The 15,948-nt window shown below is 69.5% G+C and carries 14 protein-coding genes and 1 other RNA gene; 12 read left to right on the forward strand and 3 right to left on the reverse strand.

The features are described from left to right. Positions 1–304: 304 nt before the first annotated feature. The gene (gene ssuE, locus ACFWW9_RS33135) at positions 305–862 is read right to left on the reverse strand and encodes an NADPH-dependent FMN reductase (RefSeq protein WP_390386077.1); all 558 of its coding nucleotides are present in this window, start codon (positions 860–862) and stop codon (positions 305–307) included. Positions 863–997: 135 nt separating this feature from the next. Then, entirely contained in the window at positions 998–2,107 is a 1,110-nt protein-coding gene (sfnG, locus tag ACFWW9_RS33140; protein ID WP_390386078.1) for a dimethylsulfone monooxygenase SfnG, read from the reverse strand. Between the two features lie 236 nt (positions 2,108–2,343). Here sfnG and rnpB point away from each other — a divergent pair. Beyond that, an RNA gene (gene rnpB / locus ACFWW9_RS33145) (RNase P RNA component class A) lies at positions 2,344–2,741 on the forward strand. A 601-nt stretch (positions 2,742–3,342) separates the two neighbouring features. On the opposite strand, the gene ACFWW9_RS33150 is transcribed toward rnpB, so the two are convergent. Further along, positions 3,343–3,711 (reverse strand): hypothetical protein, encoded by a 369-nt coding sequence (locus ACFWW9_RS33150; protein ID WP_390386079.1) that lies wholly within the window; start codon positions 3,709–3,711, stop codon positions 3,343–3,345. A 381-nt stretch (positions 3,712–4,092) separates the two neighbouring features. Between ACFWW9_RS33150 and ACFWW9_RS33155 the strand changes: the two genes are divergently transcribed. The 11 genes from ACFWW9_RS33155 to ACFWW9_RS33205 all read left to right on the forward strand — a co-directional run bounded on the left by ACFWW9_RS33155 (position 4,093) and on the right by ACFWW9_RS33205 (position 15,935). Beyond that, positions 4,093–4,377 carry a hypothetical protein gene (locus ACFWW9_RS33155; RefSeq protein WP_259629938.1) on the forward strand — a complete coding sequence of 95 codons (285 nt, stop codon included), beginning with the start codon at positions 4,093–4,095 and terminating at the stop codon, positions 4,375–4,377. 3 nt (positions 4,378–4,380) lie between these two features. Further along, complete coding sequence (locus ACFWW9_RS33160) at positions 4,381–4,887, forward strand: hypothetical protein (protein WP_390386080.1); 507 nt, start codon at positions 4,381–4,383, stop codon at positions 4,885–4,887. Between the two features lie 19 nt (positions 4,888–4,906). Beyond that, positions 4,907–7,732 carry an ATP-binding protein gene (locus ACFWW9_RS33165; protein WP_390386081.1) on the forward strand — a complete coding sequence of 942 codons (2,826 nt, stop codon included), beginning with the start codon at positions 4,907–4,909 and terminating at the stop codon, positions 7,730–7,732. Further along, on the forward strand, positions 7,729–9,663 hold the full coding sequence (locus tag ACFWW9_RS33170; protein WP_390386082.1) for a hypothetical protein: 1,935 nt from the start codon (positions 7,729–7,731) through the stop codon (positions 9,661–9,663). Before ACFWW9_RS33165 ends, ACFWW9_RS33170 begins: the two co-directional genes overlap by 4 nt. Before the next feature lies 1 nt (position 9,664). Next, on the forward strand, positions 9,665–10,270 hold the full coding sequence (locus ACFWW9_RS33175) for a hypothetical protein (protein WP_390386083.1): 606 nt from the start codon (positions 9,665–9,667) through the stop codon (positions 10,268–10,270). Between the two features lie 4 nt (positions 10,271–10,274). Continuing rightward, the gene (locus ACFWW9_RS33180; protein ID WP_390386084.1) at positions 10,275–11,288 is read left to right on the forward strand and encodes a C40 family peptidase; all 1,014 of its coding nucleotides are present in this window, start codon (positions 10,275–10,277) and stop codon (positions 11,286–11,288) included. 62 nt (positions 11,289–11,350) lie between these two features. Next, a complete protein-coding gene (locus tag ACFWW9_RS33185) occupies positions 11,351–11,887 on the forward strand; it encodes a hypothetical protein (RefSeq protein ID WP_390386085.1) in 537 nt (178 codons plus the stop codon). A gap of 1,018 nt (positions 11,888–12,905) precedes the next feature. Continuing rightward, positions 12,906–13,094 carry a hypothetical protein gene (locus ACFWW9_RS33190; protein ID WP_390386086.1) on the forward strand — a complete coding sequence of 63 codons (189 nt, stop codon included), beginning with the start codon at positions 12,906–12,908 and terminating at the stop codon, positions 13,092–13,094. A 36-nt stretch (positions 13,095–13,130) separates the two neighbouring features. Further along, complete coding sequence (locus ACFWW9_RS33195; RefSeq protein ID WP_390386100.1) at positions 13,131–14,531, forward strand: RNB domain-containing ribonuclease; 1,401 nt, start codon at positions 13,131–13,133, stop codon at positions 14,529–14,531. Positions 14,532–14,541: 10 nt separating this feature from the next. Beyond that, positions 14,542–15,210 carry an NADPH-dependent F420 reductase gene (npdG, locus tag ACFWW9_RS33200; RefSeq protein ID WP_390386087.1) on the forward strand — a complete coding sequence of 223 codons (669 nt, stop codon included), beginning with the start codon at positions 14,542–14,544 and terminating at the stop codon, positions 15,208–15,210. Beyond that, positions 15,210–15,935 carry a helical backbone metal receptor gene (locus tag ACFWW9_RS33205; RefSeq protein ID WP_390386088.1) on the forward strand — a complete coding sequence of 242 codons (726 nt, stop codon included), beginning with the start codon at positions 15,210–15,212 and terminating at the stop codon, positions 15,933–15,935. Before npdG ends, ACFWW9_RS33205 begins: the two co-directional genes overlap by 1 nt. The last annotated feature ends 13 nt before the right edge of the window (positions 15,936–15,948 follow it).

Below are 15,948 nucleotides of genomic sequence, written 5' to 3' on the forward strand. Positions count from 1 at the left end.
GGGCTTTGGGGCACTGCCTTTTGGCCCGATCAAGGGGCAAATCTAGGGGCCCCAAATCAAATCGGACACAGCGGGCTGGAAATCGAAGCCGCTGAGTGGCCCGGCTGGAACCGGCGACTGCTGGGTAGCCAGGCCGGAATCGGCGGCCGCTGGGTGGGTGGGCAGGGAGCCGTAGTCGCTGGCCGACTGAGCTGGGAATCGAAGCCGCCGGGTGGGCAGGCTGAGAGCCGGAGCCGCTAGGCGGCCGAGCTGGAAGCCGTAGCCACTGAGTGACCCAGGCCGGAAGCCGCGACGCCGACCCCCCTCACACCGCAGGCCGCAGCCTCCGATACCCGGTAGTGGCGAGGGCGGCCGTGAAACGGTCGGTCGCCGCCCCCACGGCCAAGGCCGCCGCCTCGTCCAACGCGTTCTCGCCCAGCTCAGGCCGGATGTGGTTGTCCAGGACGAATTCGCCGCGCACCACCCGGTCGGCTCCCTTGGTCGCCAGCAGCGGGTTGAGGGCGTAGTCCATTGCCACCAGGAACCCCTGGCTGCCGCCCGTCGCCAGCGGAAGGATGGCTCGGCCACGGAGGGCCCGCTTCGGCAGGAGGTCGAGCAGGGCCTTGACCAGGCCGCTGTACGCCGCGCGGTAGACCGGGCTGGCTACGACGATGCCGTCTGCGTGGAGGATTCGGGTTACCGCGTCGGAGATGTCCGGGTCGGTCAGGTCCTCCGTCAGCAGGGGCAGGGTGGGGAGTTGGCGGACCTGCAAGGTTTGGACGTCGTGGCCCGCTTCGGTCAGGCGGTTGTTGACGAAGCCGACCAGGACGCCCGTTCGGGCTGAGGCCGACGGGCTGCCGGAGATGGTGAGGATCGTGGACATGGTGTGGCACCTCGGTTCGTGCGGGGCCGGCGGGGGGCCCGGCGCTTGCGAAGTACGCCGGGCCGCCCGCCGGGGATCAGGAGTACCAGGCGGGGTCTGTTGGTGGCCGTTCGAGTGCGGTGGCTGAGTGCTGGGTCATGCCTGTGCTCCGGCCGGGATCTCCTCGCGGCGTTCGGCCTCGGCTTCCAGGTCGCGCACGATCGGGAGGACGTGGCGGCCGAAGTACTCGACCTCTTCGAGGTAGTGCAGGAAGCCGAGGAGCAGCAGGTCCACGCCGCGCTTGCGGTACTCGACGATCCGGTGCGCCACCTGCTCCGGCGTGCCGATCAGCTGGGTGCGGAAGCCGTCGTTGTACTGGACCAGGTCCTCGAAGCTGGAGTCCGCCCACATGCCCCGCTGGTCCGAGGTCGACTTCCCGGCCTGCGCGACCGCGTCGCGGAAGCCGTGCACCGCCTCGACGTTCGCCTTCGCCACGATCTCCCGCAGCGTCTCGCGCGCTTCCTTCTCCGTGTCGCGGGCGATCAGGAAGCCGTTCAGGCCGAACTTCACCGTCCGGCCGTGCCGGTGGGCGGACGCGTTCACCTCGTCGATCTGCTCGGTGACCCCGTCGAAGTCCTTGCCGTTGCTGAAGTACCAGTCGCTGACCCGGCCGGCCATCGCCCTGGCGGCCGAGGAGTTGCCGCCCTGGAAGACCTCGGGGTGCGGCCTGCCGGGCACGTCGACGGGTTTCGGTTTGAGGTCGAAGTCGTGGAGTCGGTAGAAGTCGCCCGCGAACTCGGCGTGCTCGTCCGTCCAGATCTCCCGCAGGTAGCGGATGAACTCCTCGGACCGCCGGTACCGCTCGTCGTGCTCCAGCCACGGCTCGCCGAGCTTGGTGAACTCGTCCTTGAACCACCCGGACACCACGTTCACCGCCGCCCGCCCGCCGGACAGGTGGTCGGCGGTGGTGATCAGCTTCGCCAGCACCCCCGGCTGCCACAGGCCGGGGTGGACGGCCGCGATCACCTTCAACTTCGTGGTGGCCAGCAGCAGCGCGAGGCTGAAGCTCGTCGACTCGTGCTGGTAGGCGGCCCCGTAGCTGGCCATGTACCGCACCTGGCTCAACGCGTACTCGAACCCGTTGGCCTCGGCCAGCACGGCGAGCTTCCGGTTGTACTCGTAACCCCAGTCGGTCCGCTGCTCGATGGTGGACGTCACCAGGCCGCCGGACACGTTGGGCACCCAATAGGCGAATCGCGTGGACAAACCCGTCTCCCTTGAAGACGTGCGGCAACGCACGGGAAAAGCCGTGCGGGCAAAAGGGAAAGGTCGTCAGTCGCGACAGATGGAAGCGGCCATCCGGCCGAAGTCGACGTGGCGACGACGGGTCAACACCCCGGTTCCGTCCATGCCTCGAGTAGAGCAGCCCTCACCGACCACAACAACCCCACCGCCCCCGGATTCCACGACCTGGGACGCGCCCACTATCCTGAGCGGGCGGATGAGTCGGCAGGGCGGCCGCGTCGACAGAATTTATGTCTGTCGCCGAGGAAAGTCCGGACTCCACAGGGCAGGGTGGTTGTTAACGGCAACCAGGGGCGACCCTCGGGACAGTGCCACAGAAAACAGACCGCCTCGGCGTGAGCCGGGGTAAGGGTGAAACGGTGGTGTAAGAGACCACCAGCGCCCCTGGCGACAGGGGCGGCTAGGTAAACCCCACCCGGAGCAAGGCCAAGAGGGTGCTTCGGCACCTGCGCAGGCGTTCGAGGGCTGCCCGCCCGATGCCTGCGGGTAGGCCGCACGAGCCTGTCGGCAACGGCAGGCCGAGATGGATGGCCGCCAAGCGGCGCACCGCAAGGTGCCCGTGGAACAGGATCCGGCTTACATGCCGACTCATCCGCGCAAACACAAACCAATACCCCTGGCAACCACCCAGGCAGTACCGGGCACGTCACTCAAGCCCCTGGGCACGCCACGGACGCCATCAGCCAGGACATTCCGCATGGCCTCGCCAGTAATTCGACAACTGCTCGTGCTCAGCCAGGAAGTCGGCGTATTCGACCAGGCAGAGGCGTGTGGTGGTGGGATTTTGGCCCTGGGGCCGAATGACTGCCTAGTGTCACGCGCCTGCTTGAGGCCGATTTTACTTGGGGTTTTTGGCGCTAAAATTTGTCGGGCTGCAAGTTTTCCACCTGCCGTTTTGGCCCGACTAGCGCCAAAAAGAGGGGCCCCAAGTCAAATCGGCCGGACCGAGGACCACTCACACGGGCCGAGAGTGAACACCAACCCACCACAACGGACCAGGGGCAAGCGCAGACCTGCACAGGCCGGGAGAAACCACCGGCCGACCAAACCGGCCCGGAAGCAAACGCCGAGCCGGGAGCAACCACCGGTCGACCAGAACCGCGCCGGGAGTCAGACGCCGAGCCGGGAGTAACCACCAGCCGACGACAGACCGGGCACAACCACCGAACCGGGCACAACCACCGGCCCCGAATCCCTCAAGCCCGCCGAGCCGGTCTCCCCGGCGGCATCCGGTGCACCGGCCGGAACGGCAGACCGCCGTTGAACTTCTCCTCCAGCTCCCCGACGTACTCCTCCACGGCCGGGTTCACGATGTCCGCCAGGCTCCGCACTCCCGCCAGCGGCTCGTACGCCGCCAGGTAGGTCGCCGCGGCCCTCGCCCGCTCCAACACCTCGCTGTCGAAGTTGATCGTCCGCTGCACCCGCCGCCCGGTTTGTCGGTCCCCACCGGTAGCCTCTGCGGTGCCGAGCGCGGTACCGACTCCGGTTCCGAGTTCGGCGGCGACGACGGTGATTTCCTTCACCTCCGCGTCCGTGCCGGGAGCGGTTTCGGGCGGCAGGGTCATGGGCGGGCCTCCTCGAGTCGCGACGCGGGCCGCTTCCCCCGTTCGGGCGAGTGGTCCGGCCGAACAGGGTAAGTCAGCTGGTGAACCGAGTGAGGGAGCGACGGGCGTGCACACTGTGCGTGACCCGCAAGTTCGCGGTCGGGTGAACTATCTCGGCAACCGGGAGAATCGGGCTTGGGTGGTTCACGAGCGACACCCCCTCAACCATGATGTGCGTGTTCAGATTAGACGTAATCGAGTGCGAGGGGAACGGCTTTTGATCATTGGACGGCTCAGCGACTGATACACCTCGTGACGAAGACGTGTTCTACTCGATAGCGCAAGCCCCGGACGGGACCCCCTATACCGCCCGGAGTCGCTCGGCGTACTCAGGAGTACGAGATGACCGCCATGGCCCTGGTAACACTCGCGCAGCAGCAGCAGCCTGGCGGCGGCCTGGGCACAACAGGCATCCGCGACTGGATCCTGAACAACCTGGTTCCGCTGCTCCTCCTCACCGTCGCCGTCCTCCTGCTCTGGCTCGGTGGCGGCAAGGGTGACAACGCCGGCGTCATGCGCAGGCTCGGTGGTGTCATCGTCGCGCTGGCGATCATCGGATTGGCCGTGACCACGAACGCCGGCGCGAACATCGGCACGTGGCTCGCCGGCTTGTTCACCGGAGGCTGACGGGTGCGGGTACGCACTGACGACGAGGTCTACCGGGTCGACGCCGTCTGGCTCGGACCACCCAAGGCGACTTTCCCCTGGCGCGCGCGCTACGTGGCATGGGGTGTCGGCATCGCGGTGTTCCTGCTGGTCCTGACCATCGAGCGGCAGATCGGGTTCGCCTTCAGCTTCTTCACAACCGCGTGGGCACTCATCATCACGGTGGTCCTCACGCGGTTCATCTGCGCGCGCATCAGCCACGAGAGGCCGCTGTCGGCCGCCATGGCGATGTGGGTCCGCGAACTGATCGCCCCCCGCGAGCGCACCGCGGGCGTGGGCGGAGCGGCCAGCGCCGCCCGGATTCGGGTCAACCCCCAACGCCCCCGCAGGCGTGTCAAGAAGCGGGGCAGGGGTTCGAGACGCTCCACAGCTTCCACCGTCCAGGTCTCGGAACAGACCCAGAAGAATCGACGGCGGTCAGCCGGCCGTAAGAAGGAGGTACGCGGTGTTCGGACGCCGGCGAGACCGTGACCGACGCTCCGCGGCGCACGTGGCGCAACACGCCGCCGCCGCGGACCACTCGGACCGCAAGGTGTACAGCAAGCGCGGTCGACGGCTGACCGGTGAACAGGCGATCCCGAGCTACACGCCGTCCATCGCCGCGCGCAGCATCGACGGCCACCTGCTGCGCACCGGCCAGGAGGTGTACGCCTGGTACAAGCTCGCGCCGCAGCGCTGGTCGTTCCGGTCGGACTCGCAGCGCCAGGACCTGATCGCGGCCATCGCGGGGCAGTACGCGGAGCTCCAGGGCCGCTGGATGCACCTGCGCGTGACCACGCGCCCGTACCCGATCCGCATGTGGGCGGAGGCGCACGTCCACAACGCCGTGCGCCGCCTCCCGGACACCCCCGGCACGCTGTCGTTCGACGACTACATGGTCGGCGAGCAGCAGCAGCTCATGGGTCGCTCGATGGCGGAGAAGGAGGTCTACCTGGGCGTCCAGGTGCAGACCCGCAACATGATGGACCGCGCCGTCGAGCGCGCCGCTCCCGTGCTGCGCAAGGTCTTCCCGGACGCCGTGGACGCCGAGCTGGTGGCGTTGGACAGCGAGGTCGACCACCTCGACCAGGTCATCGGCTCCGCGGGCCTCGAAGGGCGTCCCGCGACGGCCGAGGAGATGTCCTGGCTGATGCACCGGTCGTGCTCGCTCGGCCTGCCCGCCCCGCGCAACCTCCCCGCCGTGCCGGGGGCCGCGTGGGAGCCGGAGGACCTGGCCAGCTTCACCGACGCGGCGGACTTCCACCAGGAGCCGTACTCGCCGACCGTGACCGTGCGCGGCCGCACCGGCTCGAACGCGGGCATCCGGCGCAACGTCGTGGTGCTCACCGTGGGCCTGATGCACGGCTTGCAGATCCCCGAGGTCGACGACCCGTGGGTGCAGCGGGCCGACCGCCTGCCCGCGAGCGTGGAGTGGTCCGCCCGCATCTACGTGCGGAAACCCGAAGAGGTGTCGGGTGAGCTCCAGCGGCAGATGAACAAGGTCCGCTCGCAGGTCCGGCACTACACCGACGAGCACGAGCTGGAGCCGCCGCAGTCGTTGGCGCGGCAGGCCAGCCGCGTGCTGGACATCGACGACGAGATGACGTCGGGCTTCACCGCGCTGGGCACCCGTGTGCGCTCGTGGTGGCGGCTCGCGGTCTCGGGCCCGACCGAGCGCGACGCGCTGCGGCTGGCCCAGTCGCTGCTGGACCTCTACAAGCCCAAGGTCGCCATCGAGCACCCGGAGGCGCAGTTCGCCCTGGCCAGGGAGTTCATCCCCGGTGAGGCCCTGTCCTCCGGCGCGTACCTGCGCCGCGGCTCGGTGCTGTGGGCGGCCTCGGCCGTCCCGACGGCCACGGCCGAGGTGGGCGACCGCCGCGGCATCCTGCTGGGCGAGACCTGCACGGCCACCCGCCGTCCGGTGGCGTGGGACCCGTGGATGGCGCAGGAGTTGCGCGACGCCTCGGGCCTCACGGCGATGGTCGCGGGCCTCGGCGCGGGCAAGTCGTTCCTCGGCGGCGGCATCGTCTACAAGACGCTGCGGGCGGGCGCGCACTGGACGCTGCTCGACCCCTCGGGGCCGTTGGCGGCGCTGTGCGAGCTGCCCGAGCTGAAGCCGTACGCGCGGCCGATCAACCTGCTCAACGCCCAGCCCGGCATCCTCAACCCGTACCGGGTGGTCGCCGAGCCGATGCTGGAGCACTTCATCGACGAGGAGGACCCCGAGCGGGCCTGGCGTCGGGAGAAGGCGCTGGCCGCGGCGACCCGTCGACGGCTCGTGCTGGACGTGCTCAGCGGCCTGCTGCCGTACGAGGTGGCGAAGCTGCCGCAGACCCGGATCGTGCTGCTGCGCGCCGTCCGCACGGTCGGCGGCCGGTTCGACGCCCACCCCGGCCAGGTCTTCGAGGCGCTGCGCCGCGACGCCAGCGAGCACCACGAGCACGCGGTGGTCGTGGCGGACTTCCTGGACGAGATGCGCGAGCGCATGTCGCTGCTCATCCCGGAGCGCAACGCCGACCCGTACGACGAGCAGCGCGACGACCGGCTCACGGTCCTGACGATGGCGGGCCTCAACCTGCCGAAGGACAACGTCGGCCGCGAGCACTGGACGGACGCCGAGGCGCTGGGCGTCGAGATGCTGAACCTGGCCGCGTGGCTCACCCAGCGGTCGATCTACGAGCGCCCCAAGGACCTCCGCAAGGGCGTCTGGATCGACGAGGCGTTCTTCCTGTCCGAGGTCCCGACCGGCCGCGTGCTGATGAACCGCTTCGCCCGCGACTCGCGCAAGTGGAACGTGCGCGTCCTGCTGTCCTCGCAGGTCCCGGCGGACTTCCTGAAGATCCAGGGCTTCGTGACCCTGCTGGACTCGGTCTTCGTCGGCAGGCTCGACGACGACCAGGCCCAGTCGGACGCGCTGCGCCTGCTCAAGGTGCCGATCGGCGCCGGGTACGAGCAGGTCGTGGCGAGCCTCGGCCGTCGTCCCGGTGGCGTGCGCAACGCCGCCGAGCGCGACCGCGCCCCCCGCCAGTTCATCTTCGGCGACGGCGCGGGCGGCGTGGAGCGGATCCGCATCGACTTCAGCGGCCCGCACCTGGCGCACCTGCGCGAGGGCCTGGACACGACGCCGGACGCGATGCGGCACAACGACGGCGACCCGGTGGAGGTGTCCGCCCCGCTGGAGGAGCGGCTCACCTACAACGAGCGCAACCACACCGACGACTACGACGACGAGCTGGCCGCGGACCTCGAGGTGGGCCTGGTCGACGACGACGACCTGGTCGACTCGACACACGGTGAGGGAGGGAACCGCCGGCCTGGTCGGGAAGGCGCGGCATGACGCTCCTGGCCATCGTCCTGGCGATAGCCGCCGCGCCTCGGGCGCGGCGGCTTTTCAGACGTCTCGTCGGTCCGGCGAAGCCGGGGCCCAAGCGGTGGCGCTCGGTCGGCGTGGTGGTCGCGATCCTGGCCCTCCAGGCCGTGATCGGCGCTCCCGCGGCGAACGCGGCGGCGTGCGGCGAGTCGCCCAACCCGGAACGGCCGGGCTCCGGCATGGTCGGCGCGATCGACCCGCCGATCGGCAACGGCCTCAAGGACACGCCGTACCTGAACTTCGGGTACGCGGGCATGGTGTGGCACACCTACCAGGAGAAGTGCACGGTCCTGCCGGACTCGCCCGGCGTGATCGACACCTGGGTCGGCAACGAGCTGTTCAACGTCGGCAAGAACATCGTCGGCGCGACGAACGCCCTGCACTACACGGTCATGGGCCGCGGTCTGCTGGTGCCGCTGGACGACGCGGTGAAGTCCGGCGTCCAGAAGGTCTACGACAACGTCTACCTGCGGTGGTTCGGCCTGGTGGCGCTGCTGCTGGCGATCCTGATGTTCCGGCAGATCTGGCAGGGCGACCTGGCCACGATCAGCAAGCGGGGCATGTGGGCGCTGGCCGCGATGTGGCTGGCGACGTCCACGCTGGCGCTACCCCAGTTCTACACGCTGCTCGACAGCACCCTGGTGACCAAGACGTCGGAGATCCAGGCGGGTTTCGTGGAGTCGCCTGAGGAACAGGGAACGCTGCACGTGCTGCCGTCCAAGCTGCACGACACCGTCGTCTACCAGAGCTGGCTGCGCGGCGAGTTCGGCACGCCGGACGCCCCGCAGGCCACCGAGTTCGGGTCGCGGCTGCTCAACGCGCAGGCGTGGACGACCGACGAGCTGGCCCAGCACAAGGACGGCGACCAAGCGGCGCTGGACGCGAAGAAGGCCGAGTACAAGGCGATCTATGCGGGCCTCGGCACGTCGAAGGGGTACTTCACCGGCGAGGACGGCAGCCGCATGGGCTCCGGCTTCCTGGCGATGCTCCAGGCGGTCGCGTTCTCGCTGTTCCAGCTGTTCGCGAAGGCCGCGGTGCTGCTGGCCCAGCTGCTGCTGCGCATCCTGACGCTGGCCGGTCCGCTCATCGGCCTGGTCGCGCTGATCCACCACGACCTGCTGCGCAAGGTCGGCCGGGCGGCCGCGGTCACCGTGTTCAACGTGCTGATCCTCGCCGTGCTGGCGGGCACGCACGCGCTGCTGCTCCAGGCGATCCTCAACGCCACGGGCCTGTCGCTGCTGACCAGGACGCTGCTCGGGCTGATGCTCACGGTCATCTGCTTCATGATCGGCAAGCCGCTGCGCCGGATGTGGCAGATGGTGGAGATGTCGGTCGGCTCGGCCAGCCAGGCGCTGCCCATGGGCCAGGGCCTGCTGTCCCGGATGCGCGGCAAGAAGCAGAACACCGGCCCGACGCCGCAGGACGAGTTCTGGGACACCGTGCGCGACACCGACCCGGACGGCGACCCGACCCCGCAGCGCGACCGGACCCGCGTCCGGCCCGAGGCGAACAACCCGGTCATGGCCACGGCGCAGCGGCTCGACCGCGGCTCCGGCCCGTCCGAGCTGCCGTCCGGCTCCGGTTCCGGCGTCGGCGGCGGCGGTGGCGGCAGCCGCGAGCTGCCCGCCCGCAGCTACAACGGCACCCCGGCGGCGCTGCCGTCCGGGCGGTCCAGCCGGGTCGTGGACACGGCCCCGGCCTCGGACCGCGGCTGGGACCGGCAGGAGGACGCGGTGTTCGTGCCGTCCCGCGTGCCGAGCTACAACAACAACTTCGCCCGCATCGCGGACAACCCCGTGGTGCCGGGCCCCCGCCGGGCCGAGACGGAGGTCGTCGCCGGACGGCAGGTGCACGTGATCTACCGCCCGTCGCGCGGGCTCGAAGTCAGGGACAACTGAGATGCCGATCCGGACCAACAGGGGCCGCGCGGCGGTCTACCGACGCCTGTGGGGCTGGCCCCTGCGCTCGCCCAACCACCTGATCGCCACGATCGTCGGCTTCGCCGTCGTGATCATCGTGTTCACCAGCGTCATCCCGGCGATCACCAAGGGCGCCAGGGGAGGCGGCACGACGAACAACGGGGCCGCCGTGACGACGTCGCAGACGGCCGGTCAGGTGGGCGTGCTCCCGTCCGGCGTCCCGACCATCTCGCTGCCCACGAAGGCCCCCTCACCGTCGTCCGCGCCCCCGTCGGCGGCCCCCGACCCGAACGCCGCGGTGACGGCCGACCTGTGGGCGGACGCGTGGATCACCCGTCCGGCGGACAACAAGAACGCCACCTGGCTTGAGACCCTCAAGCCGTACACCACGGAGGAGTGGTTGCCGCAGCTGGCGACCGTCGATCCCGGCAACCTGCCCACCGCGTTGGAGGGCAAGGTGACGTTGAAGGAGTCGCACGCCGACTCGGTGGTGTACGACGTCGGCCTCAAGGGCGGCGGCAAGCTCGAGATGACGTTGGTGAAGAGGGCCGACAAGTGGCTCGTGCACAAGTCCGACAGGGTGTGACCGCATGCGCAAGGGCGTCGTGGCCGGGGTGGTCGGGGTGGGCGTCATCGGCCTGCTCACGGTCGTCCTCACCAACGGCGTCACCACGGTCGTCGGCAACAACAGCACGGCGCTCGGCACCATCGGCCTCGTCAGCGCGAGCTGCAACGCCGCCATCGGCCCGTGGGACGCGGGCAACTCCGCGGACAAGGGCAAGACCGATGCCAGCAACCTCAACGAGGAGCAGCGCGGCGTCGTGGCCAAGATCATCTCCATCGGCCAGGAGCGCAAGCTGTCCCCGCTCGCGTGGCAGGTGGCGATCCAGGCGGGCATGACCGAGTCGGGGCTCAGGCCGCTCAACTACGGCGACGCCGACTCGCTGGGCATCTTCCAGATGCGCCCGTCCATGGGCTGGGGCAGCCAGGCCCAGGTCATCGACCCGGTGTACGCGATCAACAAGTTCTACGACGTCCTGCTCGCCGTGCCGGACTGGGAGTCCAAGCGCCCCGGCGACTCGGCGCAGGCCGTGGAGCGCTCGGCGTTCCCGGACAGGTACCACAACTGGGAGGCCATGGCGGCCTTCCTCATCAGCGACCTCGGCCAGGTCGCCGACCCCGCGGGCTGCGGCCAGAGCAACGGCGAGTTCCTGGCGGCCTCCTCGGCCGCCGCGAAGGCCATCGCCTTCACCAAGGAGCAGCTCGGCGAGCCCTACCTGTGGGGCGGCAACGGCCCGGACGCGTGGGACTGCTCCGGCATCCTCGTCAAGGCGTTCGCGACCGCCGACATCCAGATCCCCCGAGTGGCGAACGACCAGTACATGCACGGCGGGGCGTTCCTCCCCGTGCGCGATGCGCAACCTGGTGATTTGATCTTCTGGGCGACGAACCCGGCCGACCCGGTGACCGTCCACCACGTCGCCATGTACCTCGGAGGGGACGAGTACATCCACGCGCCGCAAACGGGGGATGTGGTAAAGATCAGCAAGATCAACTGGGACTACTACGAGTTGATGCCACTGGCCGTTCGGCCGGGTGTGTAGGTCTGCGTCAGGCCAGGCGAGGCAACGGCGAAGCCGAGCCTGCGAAGGAGGGAGCGCCGAACATGTTCACCCCCGATCCGATCCCACGTCCGGTAGGACCACCCGCGTCCTCCACCCCGGTCCGCGACTACCTGTCCACTCCGAAACCGGGAGTCGACAAGGCCTACGTGGTCCTGCCCCGTTCACTGGTGGAATCCATGCCACTCCCGTGGCAGCAGCACATGGCCCACCTGCTGGCGGAGCTGCACCACCACGCAGCACACCTGAACTGGCCGCACTACCGCGTGGTCCCGTCCAAGGTCGAGAAGCTGGTCGACCTGGACGAGGAGCAGCTGGCCGAGGTGGGCGCGATCATGGAGATCGACTCCGACGGCGAACTGGTGTACCGGGAACGCAACGGCGGCAGAATCCCGAACCCGGAAACCCGAACGGTGATGGTCTCCTGCGTGGACCCGATCCCGGCCGAGTACGCCAACGCCAACCAGAACACCCCGCCACGGGGGTTCCCTGCGCCGTACCCGTCCTCCGGACCGCTGCCGGTACAGGCTCCGCAGTACCCGTCGTCCGGGCCGCTGCCGGTGCAGGCTCCGCAGTGGTGAGGTAGGTCTGGGGGGTCCTGGGGGTCCGTCGAGTGGCCTGCTGGTTCTGCGGGTCTCTCGGCGATGGCGGCTGTGCTCGTGGTCGGGTTGGTGGCTGCCGGTTTCAGCGTGGCCGGGTGGGTGGCTGCCGGTTCCCGGCTGGGTCGCTCGGCGGCTCCGGCTTCCAGCCTGCCCACCTGGCGACTACGGCTCCCTGCCCACCCACCCAGCGGCCGCCGGTTCCGGCCTGGCCACCCAGCAGTCGCCGGTTCCAGCCGGGCCACTCAGCGGCTTCGACTTCCAGCCCGCTGTGTCCGATTTGATTTGGGGCCCCTAGATTTGCCCCTTGATCGGGCCAAAAGGCAGTGCCCCAAAGCCCTGCCCGATCTCCAATTTTAAGGGGCAAATCCCCCAAATAAAATCGGACACGAACCAACCAGCCAGCCCCAGCAGGTAGGCAATTGGCTCTCAGGCAGGCTGCCGCAGGCAACCCTGCGCCGTCGACGAGCGGCAGGCCTGCCGCAGGCAACCTTGCCGATCGAACCACCGCAGACTGCCTGCCGCAGGCAACCCTGCGCCATAAACTCCAGCAAGCCTGCCGCAGGCAACCCTGCACTCTCAACCGCTGCCAGCTCATCTGCCGCAGGCAACCTGAAAACTGAGGCACAGCCCGTCCGGCCCTCACCGCCCGCCCACAACGGCAGCCGCAGCCAGCGGGCCCCCGGCCTCAACCCAACCCCGTGACCAACCCACCCCACATCTAAATTGCACCGATCGGAACTGCACTTAAAATCTTCCGGCCCCCGGCCGGCACTAGCACCGCACCCAAACCGCACCATGCCGGCAGGTTCTTTTAACCCCCAACCCTGGCACCCCCCGATTGTTTTTGCGCCCCCACCCTCTTTCGTCTTGTCAAGGCGTCTTTTCAGCCTTGACAAGACGAAAGAGGGTGGGATAATTGGCGCAATCGGGGGTTCGCCCCTCAGCACAACACGCACCCCAAGATGACATGCACGGTCAAGCATGGAACGCTTACCCCATGGCTGACGACGAGAACGCCTGGTACTACTGCCTCACCCACAAGACCGTCGAGCACGGCGTGGGTTGCCGAGGCGGCGACCGCATGGGCCCCTACCCGGACGAGGCGACGGCCGCGCGGGCCCTCGAGATCGCCCGAGCCAAGACCGCCGCCGCCGACGAGGCGGCGCGTAAATGGGACGGGGATTGATCCAACGCGGCTAAGGTTCTCGGTGTGGCCTCCTTGGTGATCAGGACCGGCCGCGCCGAGCTGGACTTCAGCGGGATCCGCACCGAGTTCGGGTTGCCGCAGGAGTTTCCGTCCGCCGCGTTGGCCGAGGCAGAGCAAGCGGTTTCCCGCGCGCCGGGAAAACGGGAGGACGCCACCGAGCTTCCCCTCGTGACCATCGACCCACCGGGGGCGAAGGACCTCGACCAGGCACTCCTGGTGGAGCGACGCCCGAACAACAAGTTCCGCGTCCACTACGCCATCGCCGACGTGGGCGCGTTCGTCATCCCCGGCGGTGCCCTAGACACCGAGGTCCGCAAACGCGGCCAAACCCTCTACCTCCCGGACGGCAACGTCCCCCTCCACCCGACGGTGCTCTCCGAGGGCGCGGCCAGCCTCCTTCCCACCCAGACCCGCCCCGCCGTCCTCTGGACCTTCGACTGCGATCAGCACGGCGAACCGGAGACCGTCCACGTCCGACGAGCCATGGTCCGCTCCACGGCCCAGTTCGACTACGAGACCGTCCAGGCCACCATCGACGCCGGCACGATGCACCCGTCGATCGAAGCCCTTCCCGACTTCGGCCGCCTCCGACGAGAACGCGCCCTCGACCGAGGCGCCGTGGAACTCCAGCTCCCCGAGCAAGAGATCGAACCCAACGGCGACGGCGACTGGAAACTGATCCTCCGACCCCGCGTCGAAGTGGACGCCTGGAACGCCGAGATCTCCCTCCTCACCGGCATGTCAGCGGCCAAGATCATGCTGGACGCCCGAGTAGGCATCCTCCGCACCCTCCCGGACGCCGACCAGGGCGCGGTGGACGCCATCAAGCGGTCCGCCCAAGCCCTCCACGTCCCCTGGCCCGACGGCCTCTCCCCAGCGAAACTCCTGGCGAGCCTCGACCCCACCCGCCCGGAATCCCTGGCCCTCTTCGTGGACGCCACCCGCCTCCTCAGGGGCGCCGGCTACACCGCCTTCAACGGCACCGTCCCCGAGATCGCCACCCACGCCGGCATCGCCGCCTCGTACGCCCACGTCACCGCCCCTCTCCGCCGCCTGGTCGACCGCTTCGCCACCGAGGTCTGCCTGGCCGTGACCGAGGACCGCGAGGTCCCCGAGTGGCTCCAGAAGGCCCTCCCCGAACTGCCCGGCCTCATGGGCGGCTCGGACGCCCTCGCGAGCAAGGTCGACCGCGCCTGCCTCGACCAGGTCGAGGCGTGGGTCATGGAGGACCGCGTGGGCCAGGAGTTCGACGCCGTCGTTCTCCGGTCCGAGGGCAACGGGGCCGACGTGTTCGTCGCCGACCCCCCGGTCATGGGCCGCTGCTCCGGCGAGAACATCCCGGAAGGGGAACGCGTCCGGGTACGACTCGTGCAGGCCGACGCCGCTCGCCGCAAGGTCGCGTTCGAAGCCGTGTGAAGATGACCTGGTGACTGCGATTCGTGAACTGACCGTAGGTGTGCTGGGTGGAACCGGAGCGCAGGGCAAGGGCCTCGCGCTCCGCTGGGCGAAGGCGGGCCTGAAGGTCGTGATCGGCTCCCGCTCCGCCGAGCGCGCCGAGAAGGCAGCCGAGGAACTGCGCACTGAAGCGGGCGTCGACCACGTGACCGGCGCCGACAACCACGGCACCGCCACCCAGGCGGACATCGTGCTGATCGCGGTGCCGTGGGACGGTCACGCCGACCTCGTGGCGTCGCTCCGCGAAGCCCTCGTCGGCAAGATCGTCATCGACTGCGTGAACCCGCTCGGCTTCGACAAGCAGGGCCCGTTCGCCCTGCCCGTCGAGGAGGGCAGCGCCGCGCAGCAGACGGCCGCGCTGCTGCCCGAGTCCCGCGTGACGGCGGCGTTCCACCACGTCTCGGCGGTCTCGCTGGCCGACCTGTCGATCGAGTCGGTCGACATGGACGTGCTGGTCCTCGGCGACGACCGCGAGGCCACGGACGTCGTGCGCGAGCTGGCCGAGACGGTCCCCGGTTTCCGGGGCGTCTTCGGCGGCAGGCTGCGCAACGCCCACCAGGTCGAGGCGTTCACCGCGAACCTGATCGCCATCAACCGCCGGTACAAGGCCCACGCGGGCCTCAAGATCACCGACATCTGATGCTCCCGGTCGACGACCTCGGCGAGCCGGTCCCGCTCCCGGACCGGCCTCGCCGGGTCGTCAGCCTGGTCCCGTCGCTCACCGAGTCCGTGCCCGCGGACTCCCTGGTCGGCGTCACGGACTACTGCCCGGTCGACACCACCCGGATCGGCGGCTCGAAGTACCCGGACGTGGACCGGGTCCTCGCGCTCAAGCCGGACCTCGTCCTCGCGAACGTCGAGGAGAACCGCGCCGAGGACGTCGACCGGCTGCGCGCCGACGGCGTCCCGGTGTGGGTCACGGCCGCGCCCGCCACCGTCCCGCAGGCGCTCGCCTCGCTCCGCCGACTGCTGGCCACGGCGTGGGACGAGGAACCCGACTGGCTCACCACGGCCGAACAAGCGTGGCAGCACGTCGAACCTACGTGGGCGACAGCGGTCATCCCGGTGTGGCGACGCCCGTGGGTGGTCCTCGGCCGGGACACCTTCGCGGGTGACGTCCTGCACCGCCTCGGCGTCGCGAACGCCTACGCCGACGACCCCGAGCGCTACCCGCGCCCGTCCCTCGACGACCTCCGCACCAAGCCCAAGGACCTGGTCGTGCTGCCCGACGAGCCGTACGCGTTCAGCGCGACCGACGGTCCGGAGGCGTTCCCCGACACGAGGTGCGTGCTCGTGTCGGGGCGCCACCTCACCTGGTACGGGCCGTCACTGGTCGAAGCCCGTCAAGTCCTGAAACTGCGTTAAGGGCGTCCTTAAC

This window comes from Umezawaea sp. NPDC059074 (assembly GCF_042738955.1).
Classification (GTDB): domain Bacteria; phylum Actinomycetota; class Actinomycetes; order Mycobacteriales; family Pseudonocardiaceae; genus Umezawaea.